The 15,287-nt window shown below is 40.3% G+C and carries 18 protein-coding genes and 2 pseudogenes; 15 read left to right on the forward strand and 5 right to left on the reverse strand.

Features of this window, described 5'->3' with window-relative positions; translation table 11 throughout:
* Nucleotides 1–52: 52 nt before the first annotated feature.
* From CDG77_RS05525 to CDG77_RS05575, 11 genes and pseudogenes are all read left to right on the forward strand, one after another.
* The gene (locus CDG77_RS05525) at nucleotides 53–307 is read left to right on the forward strand and encodes a TIGR02450 family Trp-rich protein (RefSeq protein WP_094328409.1); all 255 of its coding nucleotides are present in this window, start codon (nucleotides 53–55) and stop codon (nucleotides 305–307) included.
* 688 nt (nucleotides 308–995) lie between these two features.
* Nucleotides 996–1,862 carry a ferredoxin:protochlorophyllide reductase (ATP-dependent) iron-sulfur ATP-binding protein gene (gene bchL / locus CDG77_RS05530; RefSeq protein WP_094328410.1) on the forward strand — a complete coding sequence of 289 codons (867 nt, stop codon included), beginning with the start codon at nucleotides 996–998 and terminating at the stop codon, nucleotides 1,860–1,862.
* 32 nt (nucleotides 1,863–1,894) lie between these two features.
* Nucleotides 1,895–2,692 carry a DUF5331 domain-containing protein gene (locus CDG77_RS05535; protein WP_094328493.1) on the forward strand — a complete coding sequence of 266 codons (798 nt, stop codon included), beginning with the start codon at nucleotides 1,895–1,897 and terminating at the stop codon, nucleotides 2,690–2,692.
* 176 nt (nucleotides 2,693–2,868) lie between these two features.
* Nucleotides 2,869–4,272 (forward strand): ferredoxin:protochlorophyllide reductase (ATP-dependent) subunit N, encoded by a 1,404-nt coding sequence (locus tag CDG77_RS05540; protein ID WP_094328411.1) that lies wholly within the window; start codon nucleotides 2,869–2,871, stop codon nucleotides 4,270–4,272.
* 171 nt (nucleotides 4,273–4,443) lie between these two features.
* Complete coding sequence (locus tag CDG77_RS05545; RefSeq protein WP_094328412.1) at nucleotides 4,444–4,704, forward strand: DUF4160 domain-containing protein; 261 nt, start codon at nucleotides 4,444–4,446, stop codon at nucleotides 4,702–4,704.
* A gap of 3 nt (nucleotides 4,705–4,707) precedes the next feature.
* Nucleotides 4,708–5,001 carry a DUF2442 domain-containing protein gene (locus tag CDG77_RS05550; protein WP_094328413.1) on the forward strand — a complete coding sequence of 98 codons (294 nt, stop codon included), beginning with the start codon at nucleotides 4,708–4,710 and terminating at the stop codon, nucleotides 4,999–5,001.
* Complete coding sequence (locus tag CDG77_RS05555) at nucleotides 4,982–5,161, forward strand: hypothetical protein (protein ID WP_223269712.1); 180 nt, start codon at nucleotides 4,982–4,984, stop codon at nucleotides 5,159–5,161. Before CDG77_RS05550 ends, CDG77_RS05555 begins: the two co-directional genes overlap by 20 nt.
* Before the next feature lie 42 nt (nucleotides 5,162–5,203).
* Nucleotides 5,204–6,112 (forward strand): nucleotidyl transferase AbiEii/AbiGii toxin family protein, encoded by a 909-nt coding sequence (locus CDG77_RS05560; protein WP_094328415.1) that lies wholly within the window; start codon nucleotides 5,204–5,206, stop codon nucleotides 6,110–6,112.
* 35 nt (nucleotides 6,113–6,147) lie between these two features.
* A pseudogene (locus CDG77_RS05565) lies at nucleotides 6,148–6,315 on the forward strand (AbrB/MazE/SpoVT family DNA-binding domain-containing protein); the annotation flags it as partial.
* 75 nt (nucleotides 6,316–6,390) lie between these two features.
* On the forward strand, nucleotides 6,391–6,618 hold the full coding sequence (locus CDG77_RS05570) for a hypothetical protein (protein WP_094328416.1): 228 nt from the start codon (nucleotides 6,391–6,393) through the stop codon (nucleotides 6,616–6,618).
* Complete coding sequence (locus CDG77_RS05575) at nucleotides 6,608–7,024, forward strand: putative toxin-antitoxin system toxin component, PIN family (RefSeq protein ID WP_094328417.1); 417 nt, start codon at nucleotides 6,608–6,610, stop codon at nucleotides 7,022–7,024. The genes CDG77_RS05570 and CDG77_RS05575 overlap by 11 nt, the downstream gene beginning before the upstream one ends.
* Nucleotides 7,025–7,048: 24 nt before the next feature.
* Here the strand turns inward: CDG77_RS05575 and CDG77_RS05580 are convergent, their stop codons facing one another.
* Nucleotides 7,049–8,446: a hypothetical protein gene (locus CDG77_RS05580; RefSeq protein WP_094328418.1), complete on the reverse strand. Its 1,398-nt coding sequence runs from the start codon at nucleotides 8,444–8,446 to the stop codon at nucleotides 7,049–7,051.
* 228 nt (nucleotides 8,447–8,674) lie between these two features.
* Between CDG77_RS05580 and CDG77_RS05585 the strand changes: the two genes are divergently transcribed.
* Complete coding sequence (locus tag CDG77_RS05585) at nucleotides 8,675–8,857, forward strand: hypothetical protein (RefSeq protein ID WP_223269713.1); 183 nt, start codon at nucleotides 8,675–8,677, stop codon at nucleotides 8,855–8,857.
* Nucleotides 8,858–8,997: 140 nt separating this feature from the next.
* Here the strand turns inward: CDG77_RS05585 and CDG77_RS05590 are convergent, their stop codons facing one another.
* The gene (locus CDG77_RS05590) at nucleotides 8,998–9,330 is read right to left on the reverse strand and encodes a XisI protein (protein WP_094328419.1); all 333 of its coding nucleotides are present in this window, start codon (nucleotides 9,328–9,330) and stop codon (nucleotides 8,998–9,000) included.
* Nucleotides 9,318–9,735: pseudogene (locus tag CDG77_RS05595) on the reverse strand (XisH family protein). The gene CDG77_RS05590 and the pseudogene CDG77_RS05595 overlap by 13 nt, the downstream one beginning before the upstream one ends.
* 293 nt (nucleotides 9,736–10,028) lie before the next feature.
* Here CDG77_RS05595 and CDG77_RS05600 point away from each other — a divergent pair.
* Nucleotides 10,029–10,586 carry a hypothetical protein gene (locus CDG77_RS05600; protein ID WP_094328420.1) on the forward strand — a complete coding sequence of 186 codons (558 nt, stop codon included), beginning with the start codon at nucleotides 10,029–10,031 and terminating at the stop codon, nucleotides 10,584–10,586.
* 77 nt (nucleotides 10,587–10,663) lie between these two features.
* Complete coding sequence (locus CDG77_RS05605; protein WP_094328421.1) at nucleotides 10,664–11,308, forward strand: DUF3318 domain-containing protein; 645 nt, start codon at nucleotides 10,664–10,666, stop codon at nucleotides 11,306–11,308.
* Nucleotides 11,309–11,636: 328 nt separating this feature from the next.
* Here the strand turns inward: CDG77_RS05605 and CDG77_RS05610 are convergent, their stop codons facing one another.
* Nucleotides 11,637–12,434, reverse strand: coding sequence for a 7-carboxy-7-deazaguanine synthase QueE (locus CDG77_RS05610; protein ID WP_094328422.1), 798 nt, complete (start codon nucleotides 12,432–12,434; stop codon nucleotides 11,637–11,639).
* Between the two features lie 198 nt (nucleotides 12,435–12,632).
* On the opposite strand from CDG77_RS05610, the gene CDG77_RS05615 reads away from it, so the two are divergent.
* Complete coding sequence (locus CDG77_RS05615; protein WP_094328423.1) at nucleotides 12,633–13,682, forward strand: sugar transferase; 1,050 nt, start codon at nucleotides 12,633–12,635, stop codon at nucleotides 13,680–13,682.
* Between the two features lie 121 nt (nucleotides 13,683–13,803).
* Here CDG77_RS05615 and CDG77_RS05620 read toward each other — a convergent pair whose 3' ends face one another.
* Nucleotides 13,804–15,261 carry a YcjF family protein gene (locus CDG77_RS05620; protein WP_094328424.1) on the reverse strand — a complete coding sequence of 486 codons (1,458 nt, stop codon included), beginning with the start codon at nucleotides 15,259–15,261 and terminating at the stop codon, nucleotides 13,804–13,806.
* Between the last annotated feature and the right edge of the window lie 26 nt (nucleotides 15,262–15,287).

Raw genomic sequence — 15,287 nt, forward strand, 5'->3', positions numbered from 1 at the left:
GGGAATAACTACACCCAATGCCTAATAGCAAATGACGAATGACAAATGACAAATGACTAAAAAACAGAAATTTCCTTACCTAGTTGGTTCTAAGTGGACGGCACAGCAAAAAGTAGACGGTTGGCGGCATTTCCAAGTTGTCAATCGGAAAAATCAGGCCAAGTGGGTTTACGCCGAAATGGTTGCTTCTTGCGATCCTAAAGTCCGTTTTTGGATAAATGCCAAATTATTACAAGATAACTCCCAGTGGCAAGCTGGCTGGCAAACATTACAAGAAATCCAGGAAATTAAAACTGAAGTGTCCTAATTAACTTCATAAATTAGGACTTACGCACACTCTCCGATTATTCTCTTACTCTTAGCGCACAGAGGTGAGCTACCCGCAGGTAGCCGCAAATTCTATTCGCCTTGGCTTAGACTTAGGCAATATTTGCCAATTTAATAATATTTTACAAAATCATACTAATTCACTCTCAAGCAGTAATTAAATGGTTTGGTCTACCGACTGAAAACAGGCAATTTATCTGCGATACCTTCTCTACGAGACGCTAAGCGAACGGTGAGCTACGCTAACGCAAATTCCAGTAGTATTTCCAGCATCAGGCTGCATATACCTCTCTTTACCCTTCTACCTGCGTCCCAATGCCCTGAAAACACCTTGCACGAACATCAGCTAATTCTATGAAAACCATTCAAAAAAGCCAATCTTAGTTTTTTGCTTTTTGTAACTCTTTTTATAAAAATAAGTAATAAAAACTTTTTATAGATGACTTTTAGAGCCAAATAGGACTTTTAAGGGAATTAAAACCCAAATACCCATAATTAAGTTCTAATCCATCGGATAAAACCGGTTTATAAATTAAGAGCCACTTTCTTTTCTATGTAATTTGCCCAATAATGACATTCATAGACCTCACGCATCGCCATCTCAGGAAAGGTGAAGGCAAATGTTTGAGCCACAAGTTTGACAAAAAGCTATTAAGAGGGAAACAAGAGTGAAACTAGCAGTCTACGGAAAAGGTGGTATCGGTAAATCCACAACTAGCTGTAATATATCCGTCGCCCTAGCTAAACGTGGCAAGAAAGTGCTGCAAATTGGCTGCGATCCAAAACATGACAGCACCTTCACCCTGACTGGGTTTTTGATTCCCACAATTATCGACACCCTCCAAGAAAAGGATTATCACTACGAAGATGTCTGGCCGGAAGATGTAATTTATAAAGGCTACGGCGGTGTGGATTGCGTAGAAGCTGGTGGACCACCTGCTGGTGCTGGATGTGGCGGCTACGTAGTCGGTGAAACCGTAAAATTACTTAAAGAACTTAACGCCTTTGATGAATACGATATAATTCTTTTCGATGTTCTGGGTGACGTAGTTTGCGGTGGTTTTGCAGCACCACTCAACTATGCAGATTACTGCCTGATTGTTACAGACAACGGCTTTGATGCTTTGTTTGCTGCTAATCGGATCGCCGCTTCAGTCCGCGAAAAAGCCCGAACTCACCCACTACGTCTAGCAGGGTTAATTGGCAATCGCACATCCAAGCGCGACTTGATTGAAAAATATATAGAAGCTGTGCCCATGCCAGTTTTGGAAGTTTTACCTTTGATTGAAGATATCCGTGTTTCCCGTGTGAAAGGCAAAACTTTGTTTGAGATGGCAGAGCAAGATCCTTCCCTAGACTACGTTTGCGACTACTATCTCAGCATCGCCGACCAAATTCTAGCGCGTCCCGAAGGTGTTGTACCTAACGACACACCAGATCGGGAGTTGTTCTCTTTGTTGTCCGATTTTTATCTAAATCCGGGTAAACCCCAGGTTCCTAATTCAGAAGAGGAACTAGACTTGATGATTGTATAAATCATCAAGTTCTCAGGATGGGGGACAATAATATGGCTTTCTTTCACAGCTTTACGGATTCAATAAAACAAAAGTGGTTGCAATTTTTCCAGAATAATCGAGACTGGATTACCCTGCACATGCAAGTGGAATCAGTCTACACCCCTGATGGCGGGAAGCGACCACCTTCTTACCTCATCCTGGGAGTTCTTAACGCCCTAGAGCCAAAGCTAGCGCAGTTAATGTTGCCCTTTGCCAAACTTAATCCTGATGCCGATACCCTAATTGAGGTGCTGGATTTGCATTTTGATCCAGATTTAGCTCTCGGTAATCGCTTTGTTGTCAACTCCGATGTAGAGAAATACGTAGAAGAAGCAGCAGCGATCGTTGATGAAAAGCCTGAAGATGAAACATTGACACATTCTGATAGCAATGGCTATACCAATGGCTTTGCGGCGGAGGTGGTAGTTCAAGAGTTCGCAATCCTGGATTCCGACGATCAAAGTTTGGAAATCAGCGAGTTGGAGGAAACCGAAAATGACTTTGGCGATATTTCCTTATCAAACGGACACACATTAAAAGATGAGTCTCTCGAAATCTCTAGTTTAGAAGCAGATGAGTTTGGGGAAATTGCCTTCGATACCTCAGCTGCAATGGAAGTAAAGCTGGATGACGAGGCGCTTGAAGATAGTCCACTAGATGAGAATGCGTTTAAAGACGTGTTATCAGATGTCTGGGGTGATGAAACAGCTTTGCAAAAGGCTGAAGAAAATAACGATTTATTAGGGGAAGAACTGCCAGCAGGCGTTTTTGATGAATCAGAAATTGCCCGTCTCTTCCCCAACGCTTAATTATTGCCGTTCTTCGCAATTTTAAGTTTTAGATTTGGGGTTTTGGATTAGGAATTAGGGAAATTGTCGTTAGACAGAGGATACTTTTGTTGTCCCAGTCTTCAATCCAAAATTATCAATCTAAAATCTGAACTTGGTTGAACTGCCATTAAATATCAAGGGGAGAAAAAACCAAAATGACTGTCGCTCAACAACCAGAAGCTTTAAGCTTTGAATGTGAAACTGGAAATTACCATACCTTTTGCCCAATTAGCTGCGTGGCGTGGTTATACCAAAAAATAGAAGATAGCTTCTTTTTGGTGATTGGGACAAAAACTTGTGGCTACTTCTTGCAAAACGCGATGGGGGTGATGATTTTTGCTGAACCCCGCTATGCAATGGCAGAGTTAGAAGAGGGCGATATTTCGGCACAGCTGAATGATTATGAAGAGTTAAAGCGGTTGTGCTTGCAAATTAAACGCGATCGCAATCCTAGTGTAATTGTCTGGATTGGCACTTGCACCACCGAAATTATCAAAACAGATTTAGAAGGTTTAGCACCAAAGCTGGAATCGGAAATCGGGATTCCCATCGTTGTTGCGCGGGCAAATGGTCTAGATTACGCCTTCACTCAAGGTGAAGACACCGTATTAGCAGCTATGGCTAACCGTTGTCCTGATAAGTCTCCGGTGGCGGAAACAGAGAAAATTGAACGCAATGCGATCGCTAAATTGCTAAACTTTGGTAAAAAGAAAGAAGATGTCGCCCAAGATGAATCTGAGTACGTAGATCATCCACCCTTAGTTCTCTTTGGCTCCCTTCCCGATCCCGTAGTTACTCAGTTAACCTTGGAACTGAAGAGACAAGGCATCAAAGTTTCCGGCTGGCTACCCGCGAAGCGCTTCACTGAACTGCCAGTACTGGAAGAAGGGTATTATGTCGCTGGTGTCAACCCCTTCCTCAGCCGCACAGCTACCACTTTAATGCGTCGCCGCAAGTGTAAACTCATTGGCGCACCCTTCCCGATTGGCCCCGATGGTACTCGCGCTTGGATTGAGAAAATCTGCTCGGTGTTCGGTATTACACCCAAGGGTTTGGATGAACGGGAAGCACAAATTTGGGCAGGCTTGGAAGATTACGTGAAACTGATTCGCGGTAAATCTGTATTCTTCATGGGTGATAACTTGCTGGAAGTTTCCCAAGCAAGATTCTTAATCCGTTGCGGGATGACTGTTCACGAAATCGGCATTCCCTACATGGATAAGCGCTATCAAGCTGCTGAGTTGGCACTGTTGGAGAAAACTTGCCAGGAAATGAATTCACCCCTGCCAAGGATTGTAGAGAAGCCGGATAATTACAATCAACTTCAGCGAATTTATGAGTTGAAACCAGATTTGGTAATTACTGGTATGGCTCACGCTAATCCGTTGGAAGCACGCGGTATTAATACTAAGTGGTCGGTGGAGTTCACTTTTGCTCAAATTCACGGCTTTACGAATGCGCGTGACATGTTAGAGTTGGTGACTCGTCCGCTACGTCGGAATAATAATTTGAAAGATTTAGGTTGGGATAAGTTGGTGAGAGAAGAAGCGAAGATTTAGATTTGGGTTTGGATTGAGCAACAGCATAATAGTATGTTATGGGCGAACTTTTCGGGTTCGTCCTTTTTTTGCGAACCGCAGAGGCGCAGAGAACGCAGAGGAAGAATGCCTAAAAATATTACAATCAGGTGGGTATGGCTGAATAGATAGGATAATTGAGGAGGTGATGTGATGCCTGAAATTTGTCGTTTTTTAGGGATTATCATTACTATGTACTATAACGACCATCCGCCCCCTCATTTCCATGTCCGCTACAATCAGCAAAAGGCAATTATTGATATAGAAACCTTATCAATTTTAGAAGGTCAACTCACTCCTAGAGTTCTTGGTTTAGTGATTGAATGGGCAGCTATGCACAAATCAGAACTTAGAGAAAACTGGCAACTGGCAAGACAAAATAATCCCTTAGAAAAAATTCAACCATTAGAGTGAATTATGCTTAAAGATATTATAGAAGTTATTCCTAACGATAACTATCAACTCTATTTGAAGTTTGAAGACGGAAAGGAAGGTATTGTTGATGTTAACCAGTTAATCGAATTTACAGGAATTTTTGCACCTTTAAAAGATTTAACCTATTTTCAAACTGTTAAGGTTAACCCTGAATGGGGAACAATTCACTGGGATAATGGCGCAGATTTAGACCCAGATGTTCTTTATTCTGTGGTTACTAACCAATCTATTCCCACATATAGAAATCTGGAAGAATATGAAAAAAGTTGGAGTTAAAATAGAAGTAATTCCAGAAGTCGGTGATTTATTAAAGCCTAGTAATTTTTTTTCAGTAACTAAATTAGATGATGTAGCCGATTGTTTAAAATATCCAGGAAAATCTAAAACTCTTGAGGATATGGATAATGCAATTAGGAAAGGTGTAAAGGAATCGTAGCGTTTTTAAACGCAAAGAGACGCAGAGTAAGCGCTTAATTTTATGCTCAATTCACAAAAGCTACCATTTCTAGAGTCTATTGGTTGGCAGCTAAAAAATGTATATCAAATGAGTGAGAAAGAAATTGTTCAATTGTATCAACGCAATTGGCATCATCAAACTACCTTCAAAAATTTAAAACAAGAAGAAAAGGATTTTATTCATTATTTAGCAAAAAAATATAACTCCTGGATATTACCGGATTTTGAAATGTTTCATCTCGATCATCATAATAATATACTTAAAATCCTTAATGCTTTCAATCCAGAAGTTTTCAAAAAAGCTTCTGCATACTTTGGCGGTGGTACACTCTTGGCGTTAGAATATGATGAATACAGGCTTAGTAAAGATATTAATTTCCTCTTCCCTTATGGAACTGAAAATTACAGGTATTTAAGAAATTTGATTTACGATGAAGGAATTGTAGCATTATTTCAAAGTACAACAGATATCGAATTAGGTGACAGTACAATAAATCAATATGGTATTCGTTTCCTTGTTGTAGTCAATGAAACAACTATTAAAGTAGAAATTGTAGCCAATGGGATTTTTACTTTAGACCCTCCTGTTTATCCAGAATGGACAAAAATACCTTGTCTGAGTATAAGCGATAGATTTACATCAAAACTAATGGCTAATGCTGACCGATGGAACGATTCAAGTACACAATCTAGAGATTTGATTGACTTAGCAATATTGCGTGTAAATAACGAAATCCCTGCACGTGCAATCGCTAAAGCTGAAGAAAACTACGAAGTAAAAAAGCCATTAATTAAAGCCATCACTAATTTTATTGAAAAAGAAAAATATAGAGATAAATGTTTTCATGAGTTAAACATACCTGAAGAAAAATTTTCCATAATCATGGATGGAATAAATTGCCTTCTTGTTGACTTTGAATCTATGAATTAAAGGAATTTAAAATGCAATCATCACTACTAAACAAGCAAGATTTTATTATTATTGATATGGGTAATGGAATTATTTTAAAGTCTAAGAAACTTTTTCCAGAAACTAAATTAGATGATGTAGCAGGTTGTTTAAAATATCAAGCTAAACCCAAAACTCTTGAGGATATGGATAATGCAATTTGCCAAGGTATAGAGGAATCGTGATTTAAAAGTAGAAAACTGGCTCAAACCTGATTAAAAAAGCTAACAAGTTTCTATTCCCTAACTCCAGAACTCACCATGACTCAAAAAACCTATCAACTCCCCCTAACCTTCGAGCAAATTCTTAATCTTGTCCTACAACTTCCCGCACAAGAACAAGAACAACTTATTCAAGAAATAAAGAAAACCTCTTCAAATAATAAAGATGAAGATTTACTTAGTGTTTTTGACAGAATCGGCAGAAATGCTCAAGCCAAAGGATTAACCGAAGAAACTCTAGAAGAATTGCTCGCCGATGAATCATAAACTAATTGTCATTGACACAAATGTTTTACTTAGTGCTGCTCTAAGTCCTAATGGAACAGCCCGTAAAGCCCTAGATAAAGTCTATAAACAATTCAAAATTGCTCAAAGCGATGAAACTTATCAAGAATTAAACACACGAATTTACAAACGTAAGTTCGATAAATATATCTCAGATGAAGACCGACAAGATTTTTTGGACATAGTTAAAAAATCCAGTCAATTTATAGAAATAAAATCTCAAATAAACACCTGTAGAGATCCAGATGACAACAAATTTTTAGAACTTGCTAAAGATGCCAATGCAGAATTTTTAATCACAGGAGATAAAGACCTTTTATCACTCAAGACCCTAGCCGAATATCAAAACCAGATTATTACTCCCAGAGACTTTCTTGACCTTGATTAATTCATCTTTAATCCTGTAATTAGTTCAGATGGAAGGCTGTAACTCTAAAGGTTTGGATGGAATGATGTACATTAATTCTGCGCCGTCTGGTTGAACTTCTGTAGATGGAGTTAATTTAAGCCAGTCATGAAAACCGATTCCTAGTTGGGACATTGCTTGCAATTCTGTTTGGTAAGATTCAAAACGAAGATTGGTTTCAATCATAGATTCCATTAATTCAAATACTTGGGGAAGACGTTTGTAAGCTTCTTGCTTCAAATCATCCTGACTCGGCCCGAACCAACCTGCTTGAACCTCAACGCGAGTTAAAATTGCTGCTGGCAGTGAATCTAACCATTTGTTAGGGTCTTGCGCCATTTTAAACAAATTCTCTCGTTGCAGATCAAACACAGAATTTTCATCTAAAGTTGGATCAATCCATTGATAAATTCGTGTTAGTCTTCGCAAATCAATCTGACCTTTGAACTGAGGTTGTAAATATGCTCCTGGGTTAGAAGTGAGCAAAAGATCAACATATTTTTGAATACGAGAACGGATAACTCTAGCCCCTTCTTGGAACCGACGAAGTGCAGTATCATGTTCCTCCAATTCTAAATAGCAACGTGCTTCAGCTAGGTAGGCTAAAGATAAAGTTAGCAAATACTCATCAGCAATTTGGCTTTTTTGTTCAATTTCTATATCTGTATATTCAGTATAAATATGCTCTGCTTCTAAGAAGCGATTAATAGCTTGCAAAGCGCTGCTTCTACGATTTTCAGGTTTAGTCATCGTGAAGGCATTAACTGCCAACTCAATTGCAGCACGAAAATTAGCATAGAAACTAAGGTCGATTTTGCGGTTGACTTTGTTCAATAGTTCTTCCGCTTGTTTTAGGCGTTTTTCTAGCTCATTGAGACGCTGTGCTATTACAGCAAAGCCCATTACTGAAACACCTAGATTAAGTACGCTAGCAGCAGTAGTTACTTGCAAAATTCCTTGAGTTAGTTGCAGATTCTGCCCAATTTCCCCTAACTGATTTTCAATCCCGCCTAAACGTCCATTGACATCGGCGAATCCTTTCCCAGAAATAGCCGCATTAGCGACTGTTCCAATAAGATTTACCCCTGAAACAGCTATATTACCTAGACTTGTTTGTTCAACTCCGCCTAAGCGTCCATTAACATCAGCTAATCCTTGTCTTGTAACAGCAGCATTTGCCCCAGAAGCAACGAGATTTGCACCGGAGAAAACAAGGTTGAGTAAATTGTTAGGGGAAGAACTTAGTGCTGGAATTGGAGAGTTATTGGGTTCCCTTAACCAGGTAACAATATGTTTACTTGTTGCGTCTATAATTACACCCCCAACCCTTACGAAAGTTCCATCTTGCAGTCCTTTGGCAATCCAACTAGCAAGTGTAAAAGTTACTGTCAATGGTATAGTCATAATCTTCTCTTGATTGCTAAAATATCTACACTTTACTCAGTATTCCCCCATTGATATGTTGTCTAACAATTCAGCTAATACTCATGCGAGTTCTATTCTGTCTAACAGCGATCGCTCTTTTTAACGAACCGCCCACGCTAACAAAGAAAAGCGATCGCTCCAATTCATCTCACTCAGATACAGTTACAATAGGGTGGGAAATATGCGAAAGATTTCGTACAAGTCATTATGCAAGTTGAACCACCATCTGAAGAAAACGAAACTACCTATCTTCTAAAATCAGAGAAGAACAAAAAACATCTACTCAAAGCTTTAGAAAATGTAGAAAAAGGGAATTTAGTTTTTGTTAATTTAGATGAATATGAAAATTTTGTCTTTGAATCACAAGCTTATAAAATTCAAGAAGATTGATTATTTTGACTTGCAAATATCATTATGAGCAATAAAGGTTATTGAGGCTGAGATATTATTTTAGTTCAGGCGATCGCTCTTTTTTAACCCAATGATGGTAAGCAAAATAAGAGAGCGATCGCTATTTTTAATAAATTCAATTAGCTAACAGCAAAATCTGTATATTTACGCACAGATGGCAACTGGAAACCTAAAACAATATCTTCTTTTGGGACACCTAATTCAACCAATTCATTAGCAATTCCTACCTCTGTACCATCTTGCTGAATCCAGATTTTCTCGTCAATAATATCTACATGGAGAACAGGCCCATATATGCGGTCTTGCTCGCGCCAACCTACATAAACTAATTGATAACGATCGTGTTCTGTATCAAAAATTGTCTGTGCTTGAATACGATTATCCCAAACAGTACTCGCGTGTTGTTGAAGCAAATTCTTAATATATTGTCTATATTTGTCTAGTTTTGCCATTGGGCGATCGCCTCCTGTTCAATATTATAAATTAGTAAACAGAGTTGATTAGTTTGAATGACAGATTGAATAAATGGAAGTATAAAAAACTCATTGTAAACAGTACTAGGAACTGCTAAATATAAAGTGCGATTAGCTTCTTTTTTTTTGTAAAGCAATTCGGTAAATAATAAATTGTCCTAATGCAGCATAAAGTTCTGTAATTTTTGAAGGACTCAAAAAACTTTTAATTTCAACAGCTATTTTTTGTCCTTGTTTTTCGGCTGCAATAACTTTTTCTGCTCCTAAATCAACATATAGCTCAAGGGTTCCCACCTGGAGAGCATAAGGAGCGTGAGTGATTAACCACCCTTCTTTCTCAAGTGCTGTTTTGACAACTGCATGAAAAGCATCTTTAGCAGGCACAGGTTTAATTCCAATTTATGGGGGTGCTTGATTTCAGAATTTCTATTTCAAGAATACATTGACAATCTAGCGAAACAAAAATTTGAAGTGTGCTTCTTTAAGAATGAGCAAAAGTCCTTCAGAAAATATCATTCACAGCGCCGAACGATCGTCTATTTTTCCTATCTTCAATTCCCAATTCCCTAATTGCATACTTCCATGTAATCAGAAGTATCTACACCAACCTAAACAACTCCCCTGACAGGTTAAACTAGGTCTGGTAACAGCTGCTCCACGTTCCTTATGAGGCTTTTATGGGAGCTAACCTCAAACAAATTGCCAAGTATTTAGACAACCTTGGTTGGGACTACCGTTTTGATGATGAAGAAGACCGAATTATAACAGGTGTGGAGGCTGATAACTTAGAAGATTTTCTAATAGTTGTCCAGTTGGATGAAGAGGGGAAATTTTTTAGGGTATTTGCCCCTCAAGTTCTGGCAGGAATTCAAGATCATCCTCACAAGGGAGTTGTTCTACAGACGATGCTTGCCATTTCCTGGGAAACCAAAATGTTGCAATGGGAGTATGACCCATCTGATGGTGAAATTCGTGCCATTATTGAGTTTCCTTTAGAAGACTCGATTCTCACAGAAAAGCAATTTCACCGTTGTCTGAGTGGTTTAATTCAGATTGTGGATGGCATAGCAATACCTCGCCTAAAAGAAGTGATGGCAACAGGTCTCGATCCGGGGAATATAGAACTTGGGGAAAGACTGTTACTCAGTATCCAGGAAGAAGCGCCAGGATTACTAGATTTGCTAGAAAAGGCAATGGAGGCGCGGAAAAAACGAGGAAGTTTTCCCAACGACTGAGACGGATCATCACTTAAATAGCTATACTCCAAAGTGATACCCTCACTATATACTGAAATTTTCTGGGGCTGGATATTATGACATCCTATGCAACCTCCTTTGCCAAAGCGGAAATGAGTGAACTACGGCGGTTGAAAGGCTTACTACCGCCAGAATTACAGAGCTGGGTCACGGTTGAAGGCACAACTGAGGTCAATCCACCCCTGGTTCGCTGCGAAGAAATTGGTAAAGACCAGGTAGAAATTCAAATTGACCTGGTGAAATGGGATGCCCTCGCAATGGATCAGCGTAATCTGTTGTTCTGGCATGAAGTTGCTCGCGTTCAAAATGACACAATTCCTAAAGATGGTTGGGAAATGGCAGCACTAGCCATCGGTTTAGGTGGCGCTGTCGGCGAATTGTGGGTACAAGATGGATTGCTGCTGGTGTTAGCTTTGTCGCTGTGTGGCGTGTCAGGCTGGCGACTGTACCAAAAGAATAGCGGGGAAAAGCAACTAAGAGAATTGCTCAATGCTGATGAGAAAGCGATCGCTCTAGCAACTCGTTTTGGTTATAGCCTCCCCAATGCCTACAAGAGTCTTGGTAGCGCCTTGAAAACCCTGATTGACAATACTCCTAGTAAGCGCCAACGCTCGAAATACGAAGCAAGGCTGTCTGCCCTCAAGCGTAGTGCCAATAAAGCAAAAGCTAAATCCAAAACTCCAGATGACGACTCACTGTAAAAACAAATCAACCTGAGTTCGATGAACCTCTTCCCTACCTGTTAAGGGACTTCCAAATAAAAAAACATCCCAAGTTTTCTTGTGGGATGGGTGTCCCCACCCGTCCCAGATTTAGGGCGGGCAGGATGCCCACCCCACAAGATGGATAATTGATTTCTTGGAAGTCCCTAAAGTCTATCCCTCTCCGAATCGGAGAGGGATAGACTTTAGGCAGTAAAACCAGGGAGAGGTCTTTTCATTTAGCTAATTAGATTGCCTGCAACAGCCTCACCAAATCTTACTTTTTTCTTGACTACATCTTTATCAAACTCAAATTTTACAGAAGCTTTTACAGTTGGTTAAGCATCTTATGCGTCTGAGGAATCACACGCACATCCTTGATAAAGCCCTTCATCAAAGCTTGCCAGGTCAAAACTCGATCGGCCGTAGGTGCAAGCATCGGTATTGGAGAAAATTGTTCAGATACTGCTAAAGGCGTAACAGGTTGTAAAAATACTGAGATATCTGGACTAACCTCTGCCACTAACGAAGCTGAACGTTCCAACTCGGCTGGATCTGTGTTTTGAGACACAATTATCTTGACAAAAACATTTAAATATGAGTCATGACATAATTGGAGAAATTTAGCATGTTCTTGCCAATGGCTTTCGCCGCTAACACTAGGCAATTTGAAATCCATACCCACAGAGTCTAAATAGGGAAGAATCATCGCTAGTTGTTCTGGGCGATGTCCGCCAGTTTCTAAGTATATGGGTAAACCAGTTATGTCTCGCACTTGGGGTAGAAACTGCGTTAAAAATGGGGCATGAAGAAGTGGTTCGCCTCCAGTTAAGCTAATGCTATCGTGTAGAGAAGGTAGATTTTGCTGTTTTACCCATTCGATTAATATGGGTAAAGAAACAGGGTTAGAGTGGATTTCAAAGTCGCGCAATCCAGGCGATCGCTCTATCCGACAAGTAGCAGGTGCATTCCAAGTTTGGGCACTATCACAAAAGTGACAGCGCAAATCACACAAGGCAAAACGAATAAATATCTGACGCGTCCCTACATTCAGTCCTTCCCCTTGAATGGCAGAAAAGACCTCAACTAGGCGTGCGGTAGGTGTAACCGTAGTTTTAGCAATCATTTGATGAGAGCAACGCGATCGCGCTGCGTCGGCACAACAGCAAGGATGTTTTTTGGCTTCTTGTTCTATTGTGAATCGTCGCTAGCGATCTCCAATCTCAGCCCCGGTAAATAAAAATTAGTCCTTATTAATACTGATTCCAATATTAGGTTAGGTAATTTTGGAGGACAAAATAATGTTTGGCAGATTACATTATACATGGCAACGAAAGTGCAGAGCTTCATGACTAGCCAACCGACAGAGGTCGATTTTCCAGTTAATTCCCTAAACGACACGGCTATAATGCAGGTGCCCGTGCGGTTGAGCGTGCTGGAGGCTTTAGGCTTTAAGCAAACCTGCCAAAGCTTAATCCAGCACAATTTACATCCTAAGCAAATCATCATTGACTTTCACCAAACTACTTTTATGGATAGTAGTGGTTTAGGTGCCCTGGTCAGTAATTTTAAATATGCCCAGACTAAAGGAATTACATTAACACTGCGGAATGTAACGCCTCAAGTCATGGCAGTCTTAAAACTTACGGGATTGGATCAGGTTTTTCCCTTAGAGTCGGTTGATGATGGGTTGTTAATAGAACCAGAAGACTTAGTAGATAATCGGAAGACTACTTCCCGCAAAGTAGAGCAGTTACCCACTACTCACCCTTCTGTGGCATCTTGGATGAAACGGTTCTTAGACATTGTGGGGTCTATGGTCGGTTTATTAATTACAGGAGTTTTATTTATTCCGATTGCGATCGCTATTCAAATTAACGATCCCGGCCCGATTTTCTTCAGTCAAACCCGTTGTGGCTGGATGGGAAAACGGTTTGAGATTTGGAAATTCCGCTCTATGTGTGTGGATGCAGAAGCGAAAAAATCCCAAGTTAAAAACCAAGTGCAAGGTGCATTTTTCAAGAATGAGAACGATCCTAGAGTTACTAGGGTAGGGCGCTTTTTACGGCGAACTAGTTTTGATGAATTACCGCAATTTTGGAACGTCCTCAAAGGAGAAATGAGTTTAGTTGGTACTCGACCACCTACACCCGATGAAGTCGAACGTTATGAAGTACCGGAGTGGCAGCGTTTAGACGTAAAACCTGGTATGACTGGCGAATGGCAAGTCAATGGACGTTCTACAGTCCGCAGTTTTGAAGATGTTATTCACCTAGATTTGCAGTATCAAAAAAATTGGAGTTTGGTGTATGATTTAAAGCTAATTTTCAAAACTATAGCTATTCTATTTAATAGAAACAGTGGTGCTGTTTAGCTAACTACCCTTATTCACAATTTTTTTGTAACTCCCAACTCTCACAATAATTGTTAGATATACCCAAGCCCATAATCGGCTTGGGTATATTTTAGATTTCTACAGCACCAAGTAAGTGCAATTATCCTACAGCTTTCTGAATACCTACTACTTCACCCTGTTGCACTTCTGGCAATAAACGCTTCACGCCTTGCTTAACAAATGCTTGCAAAAAACCAATCTGCTGATTTTGCTGAAATACTTTTTGCAATGTTTGCCGCAAGTTCTCCAAATTCAAACCAGTTCCAGAATCTATTGCTATTTCCTGCTGTTGGAAATATTCAATTAGACTTAACCCAGCAACTCTAGTCAGATAAGCTGCACTTACTCCTTGCACTACGCCACCAGCAACAAAGGTAACGGCATTACTTTTAAGAACAGTACTAATAGCCTTTGTAGAAAGTTCAACTAAACCCAGTTTCAGCATCAAACTTCCCATTGTTCCAGCTACAGTTTGCGCTTGTTCTAGGGAAAATTTCTGCTGATAGATATTACCCAAATCCATTACCATTTGAGCATTAATTGCCGCAGTCGCCAGAATATCAAGGGCTGGAACTGGGTTAGCAAAGGCCGCCGCCGCAGCTATCCATTGATATTGTTCAATAATTGGGGTAGCGCGATCGCGTCTGGTTCCATTCAACCAGTTTTTCGCCTCAGCTTTCAACAACCCGGCTTTCCTCATGGTAGTTACCCAAACCAGCCGTTGTCCTTGCTGTGCCAAAACTTCACCCAACTGCTGCGTCAACTGCTGGATATCTGCTGCTGGTTGTTCCATCCACTCTTGCACAGTACCATCAGCCTCATGCTTTCGGACTTTGATGGCAATGGGAGAGGCGGCTGTTGCAACTACATTTCCCTGCATTCGCTGTTTCAATGACAGCAAGATACTAGCGCTTTCATCGGCTAAATACTGATCTTGTTTGTTAAAAACCAGGATTGTCGGCTGATTTGCTGCTTTTAGCTGCTGTAAGGTTTGAAATTCTGAGTCTGTCAAATCACCGTTTGTCAGAAACAGAACAAAATCTGATTTTGCAACTTCTGCTAGAACAGCTGCATCTGAATTGTCCCCAGTTTCTCTAAACAAAGGTGCTGTCTCTTCTAAAGACACCCAGTTTTGTGTCTCTAGATTTTGCTTTAACACTGGAATTAAGGTGCTTTTACCTACGGATTTCCCGCCAGTCACAGCCACTTTAATTTTTTGTCTATCTAATTCAAAGAACAATTGGGCAACTTGTTCTCGCAGTATCGGTAACGCTGGATGGTTTTCTGATTCTTGTGCCAGTTGGTTAATTACAGTTTCAGTGTTAGCGATCGCACTTTCCACTGTTTTCCGATCAACCAGCATACCATTTAGCTGCTCTAAACTGTCCTTCGGGCGATTTTGCTGGAATAACCACAAACCACCGCCTACAGCTAAGACACTTAACAAAGCAAACTCACCCACCTGCACTATCGAATCGTGCCAACTGTCCAACATCCACAGAGAAAGGGACAGTCCCAATCCTCCCACTAAAATTGGTCGCTGCAACTTCACAACCATGATTCTCCGCGCCTTTTAGATGGCTA

The organism is Nostoc sp. 'Peltigera membranacea cyanobiont' 213, from assembly GCF_002245975.1.
Classification (GTDB): domain Bacteria; phylum Cyanobacteriota; class Cyanobacteriia; order Cyanobacteriales; family Nostocaceae; genus Nostoc.

Bases quoted from the DNA above. Each gene is read 5' to 3' on its own strand.
- CDG77_RS05525 (WP_094328409.1), top strand. From the start codon at position 53: ATGACTAAAAAACAGAAATTTCCTTACCTAGTTGGTTCTAAGTGGACG.
- CDG77_RS05535 (WP_094328493.1), top strand. From the start codon at position 1,895: ATGGCTTTCTTTCACAGCTTTACGGATTCAATAAAACAAAAGTGGTTG.
- CDG77_RS05540 (WP_094328411.1), top strand. From the start codon at position 2,869: ATGACTGTCGCTCAACAACCAGAAGCTTTAAGCTTTGAATGTGAAACT.
- CDG77_RS05545 (WP_094328412.1), top strand. From the start codon at position 4,444: ATGCCTGAAATTTGTCGTTTTTTAGGGATTATCATTACTATGTACTAT.
- CDG77_RS05550 (WP_094328413.1), top strand. From the start codon at position 4,708: ATGCTTAAAGATATTATAGAAGTTATTCCTAACGATAACTATCAACTC.
- CDG77_RS05555 (WP_223269712.1), top strand. From the start codon at position 4,982: ATGAAAAAAGTTGGAGTTAAAATAGAAGTAATTCCAGAAGTCGGTGAT.
- CDG77_RS05560 (WP_094328415.1), top strand. From the start codon at position 5,204: ATGCTCAATTCACAAAAGCTACCATTTCTAGAGTCTATTGGTTGGCAG.
- CDG77_RS05570 (WP_094328416.1), top strand. From the start codon at position 6,391: ATGACTCAAAAAACCTATCAACTCCCCCTAACCTTCGAGCAAATTCTT.
- CDG77_RS05575 (WP_094328417.1), top strand. From the start codon at position 6,608: ATGAATCATAAACTAATTGTCATTGACACAAATGTTTTACTTAGTGCT.
- CDG77_RS05580 (WP_094328418.1), bottom strand. From the start codon at position 8,446: ATGACTATACCATTGACAGTAACTTTTACACTTGCTAGTTGGATTGCC.
- CDG77_RS05585 (WP_223269713.1), top strand. From the start codon at position 8,675: ATGCAAGTTGAACCACCATCTGAAGAAAACGAAACTACCTATCTTCTA.
- CDG77_RS05590 (WP_094328419.1), bottom strand. From the start codon at position 9,330: ATGGCAAAACTAGACAAATATAGACAATATATTAAGAATTTGCTTCAA.
- CDG77_RS05600 (WP_094328420.1), top strand. From the start codon at position 10,029: ATGGGAGCTAACCTCAAACAAATTGCCAAGTATTTAGACAACCTTGGT.
- CDG77_RS05605 (WP_094328421.1), top strand. From the start codon at position 10,664: ATGACATCCTATGCAACCTCCTTTGCCAAAGCGGAAATGAGTGAACTA.
- CDG77_RS05610 (WP_094328422.1), bottom strand. From the start codon at position 12,434: ATGATTGCTAAAACTACGGTTACACCTACCGCACGCCTAGTTGAGGTC.
- CDG77_RS05615 (WP_094328423.1), top strand. From the start codon at position 12,633: ATGGCAACGAAAGTGCAGAGCTTCATGACTAGCCAACCGACAGAGGTC.
- CDG77_RS05620 (WP_094328424.1), bottom strand. From the start codon at position 15,261: ATGGTTGTGAAGTTGCAGCGACCAATTTTAGTGGGAGGATTGGGACTG.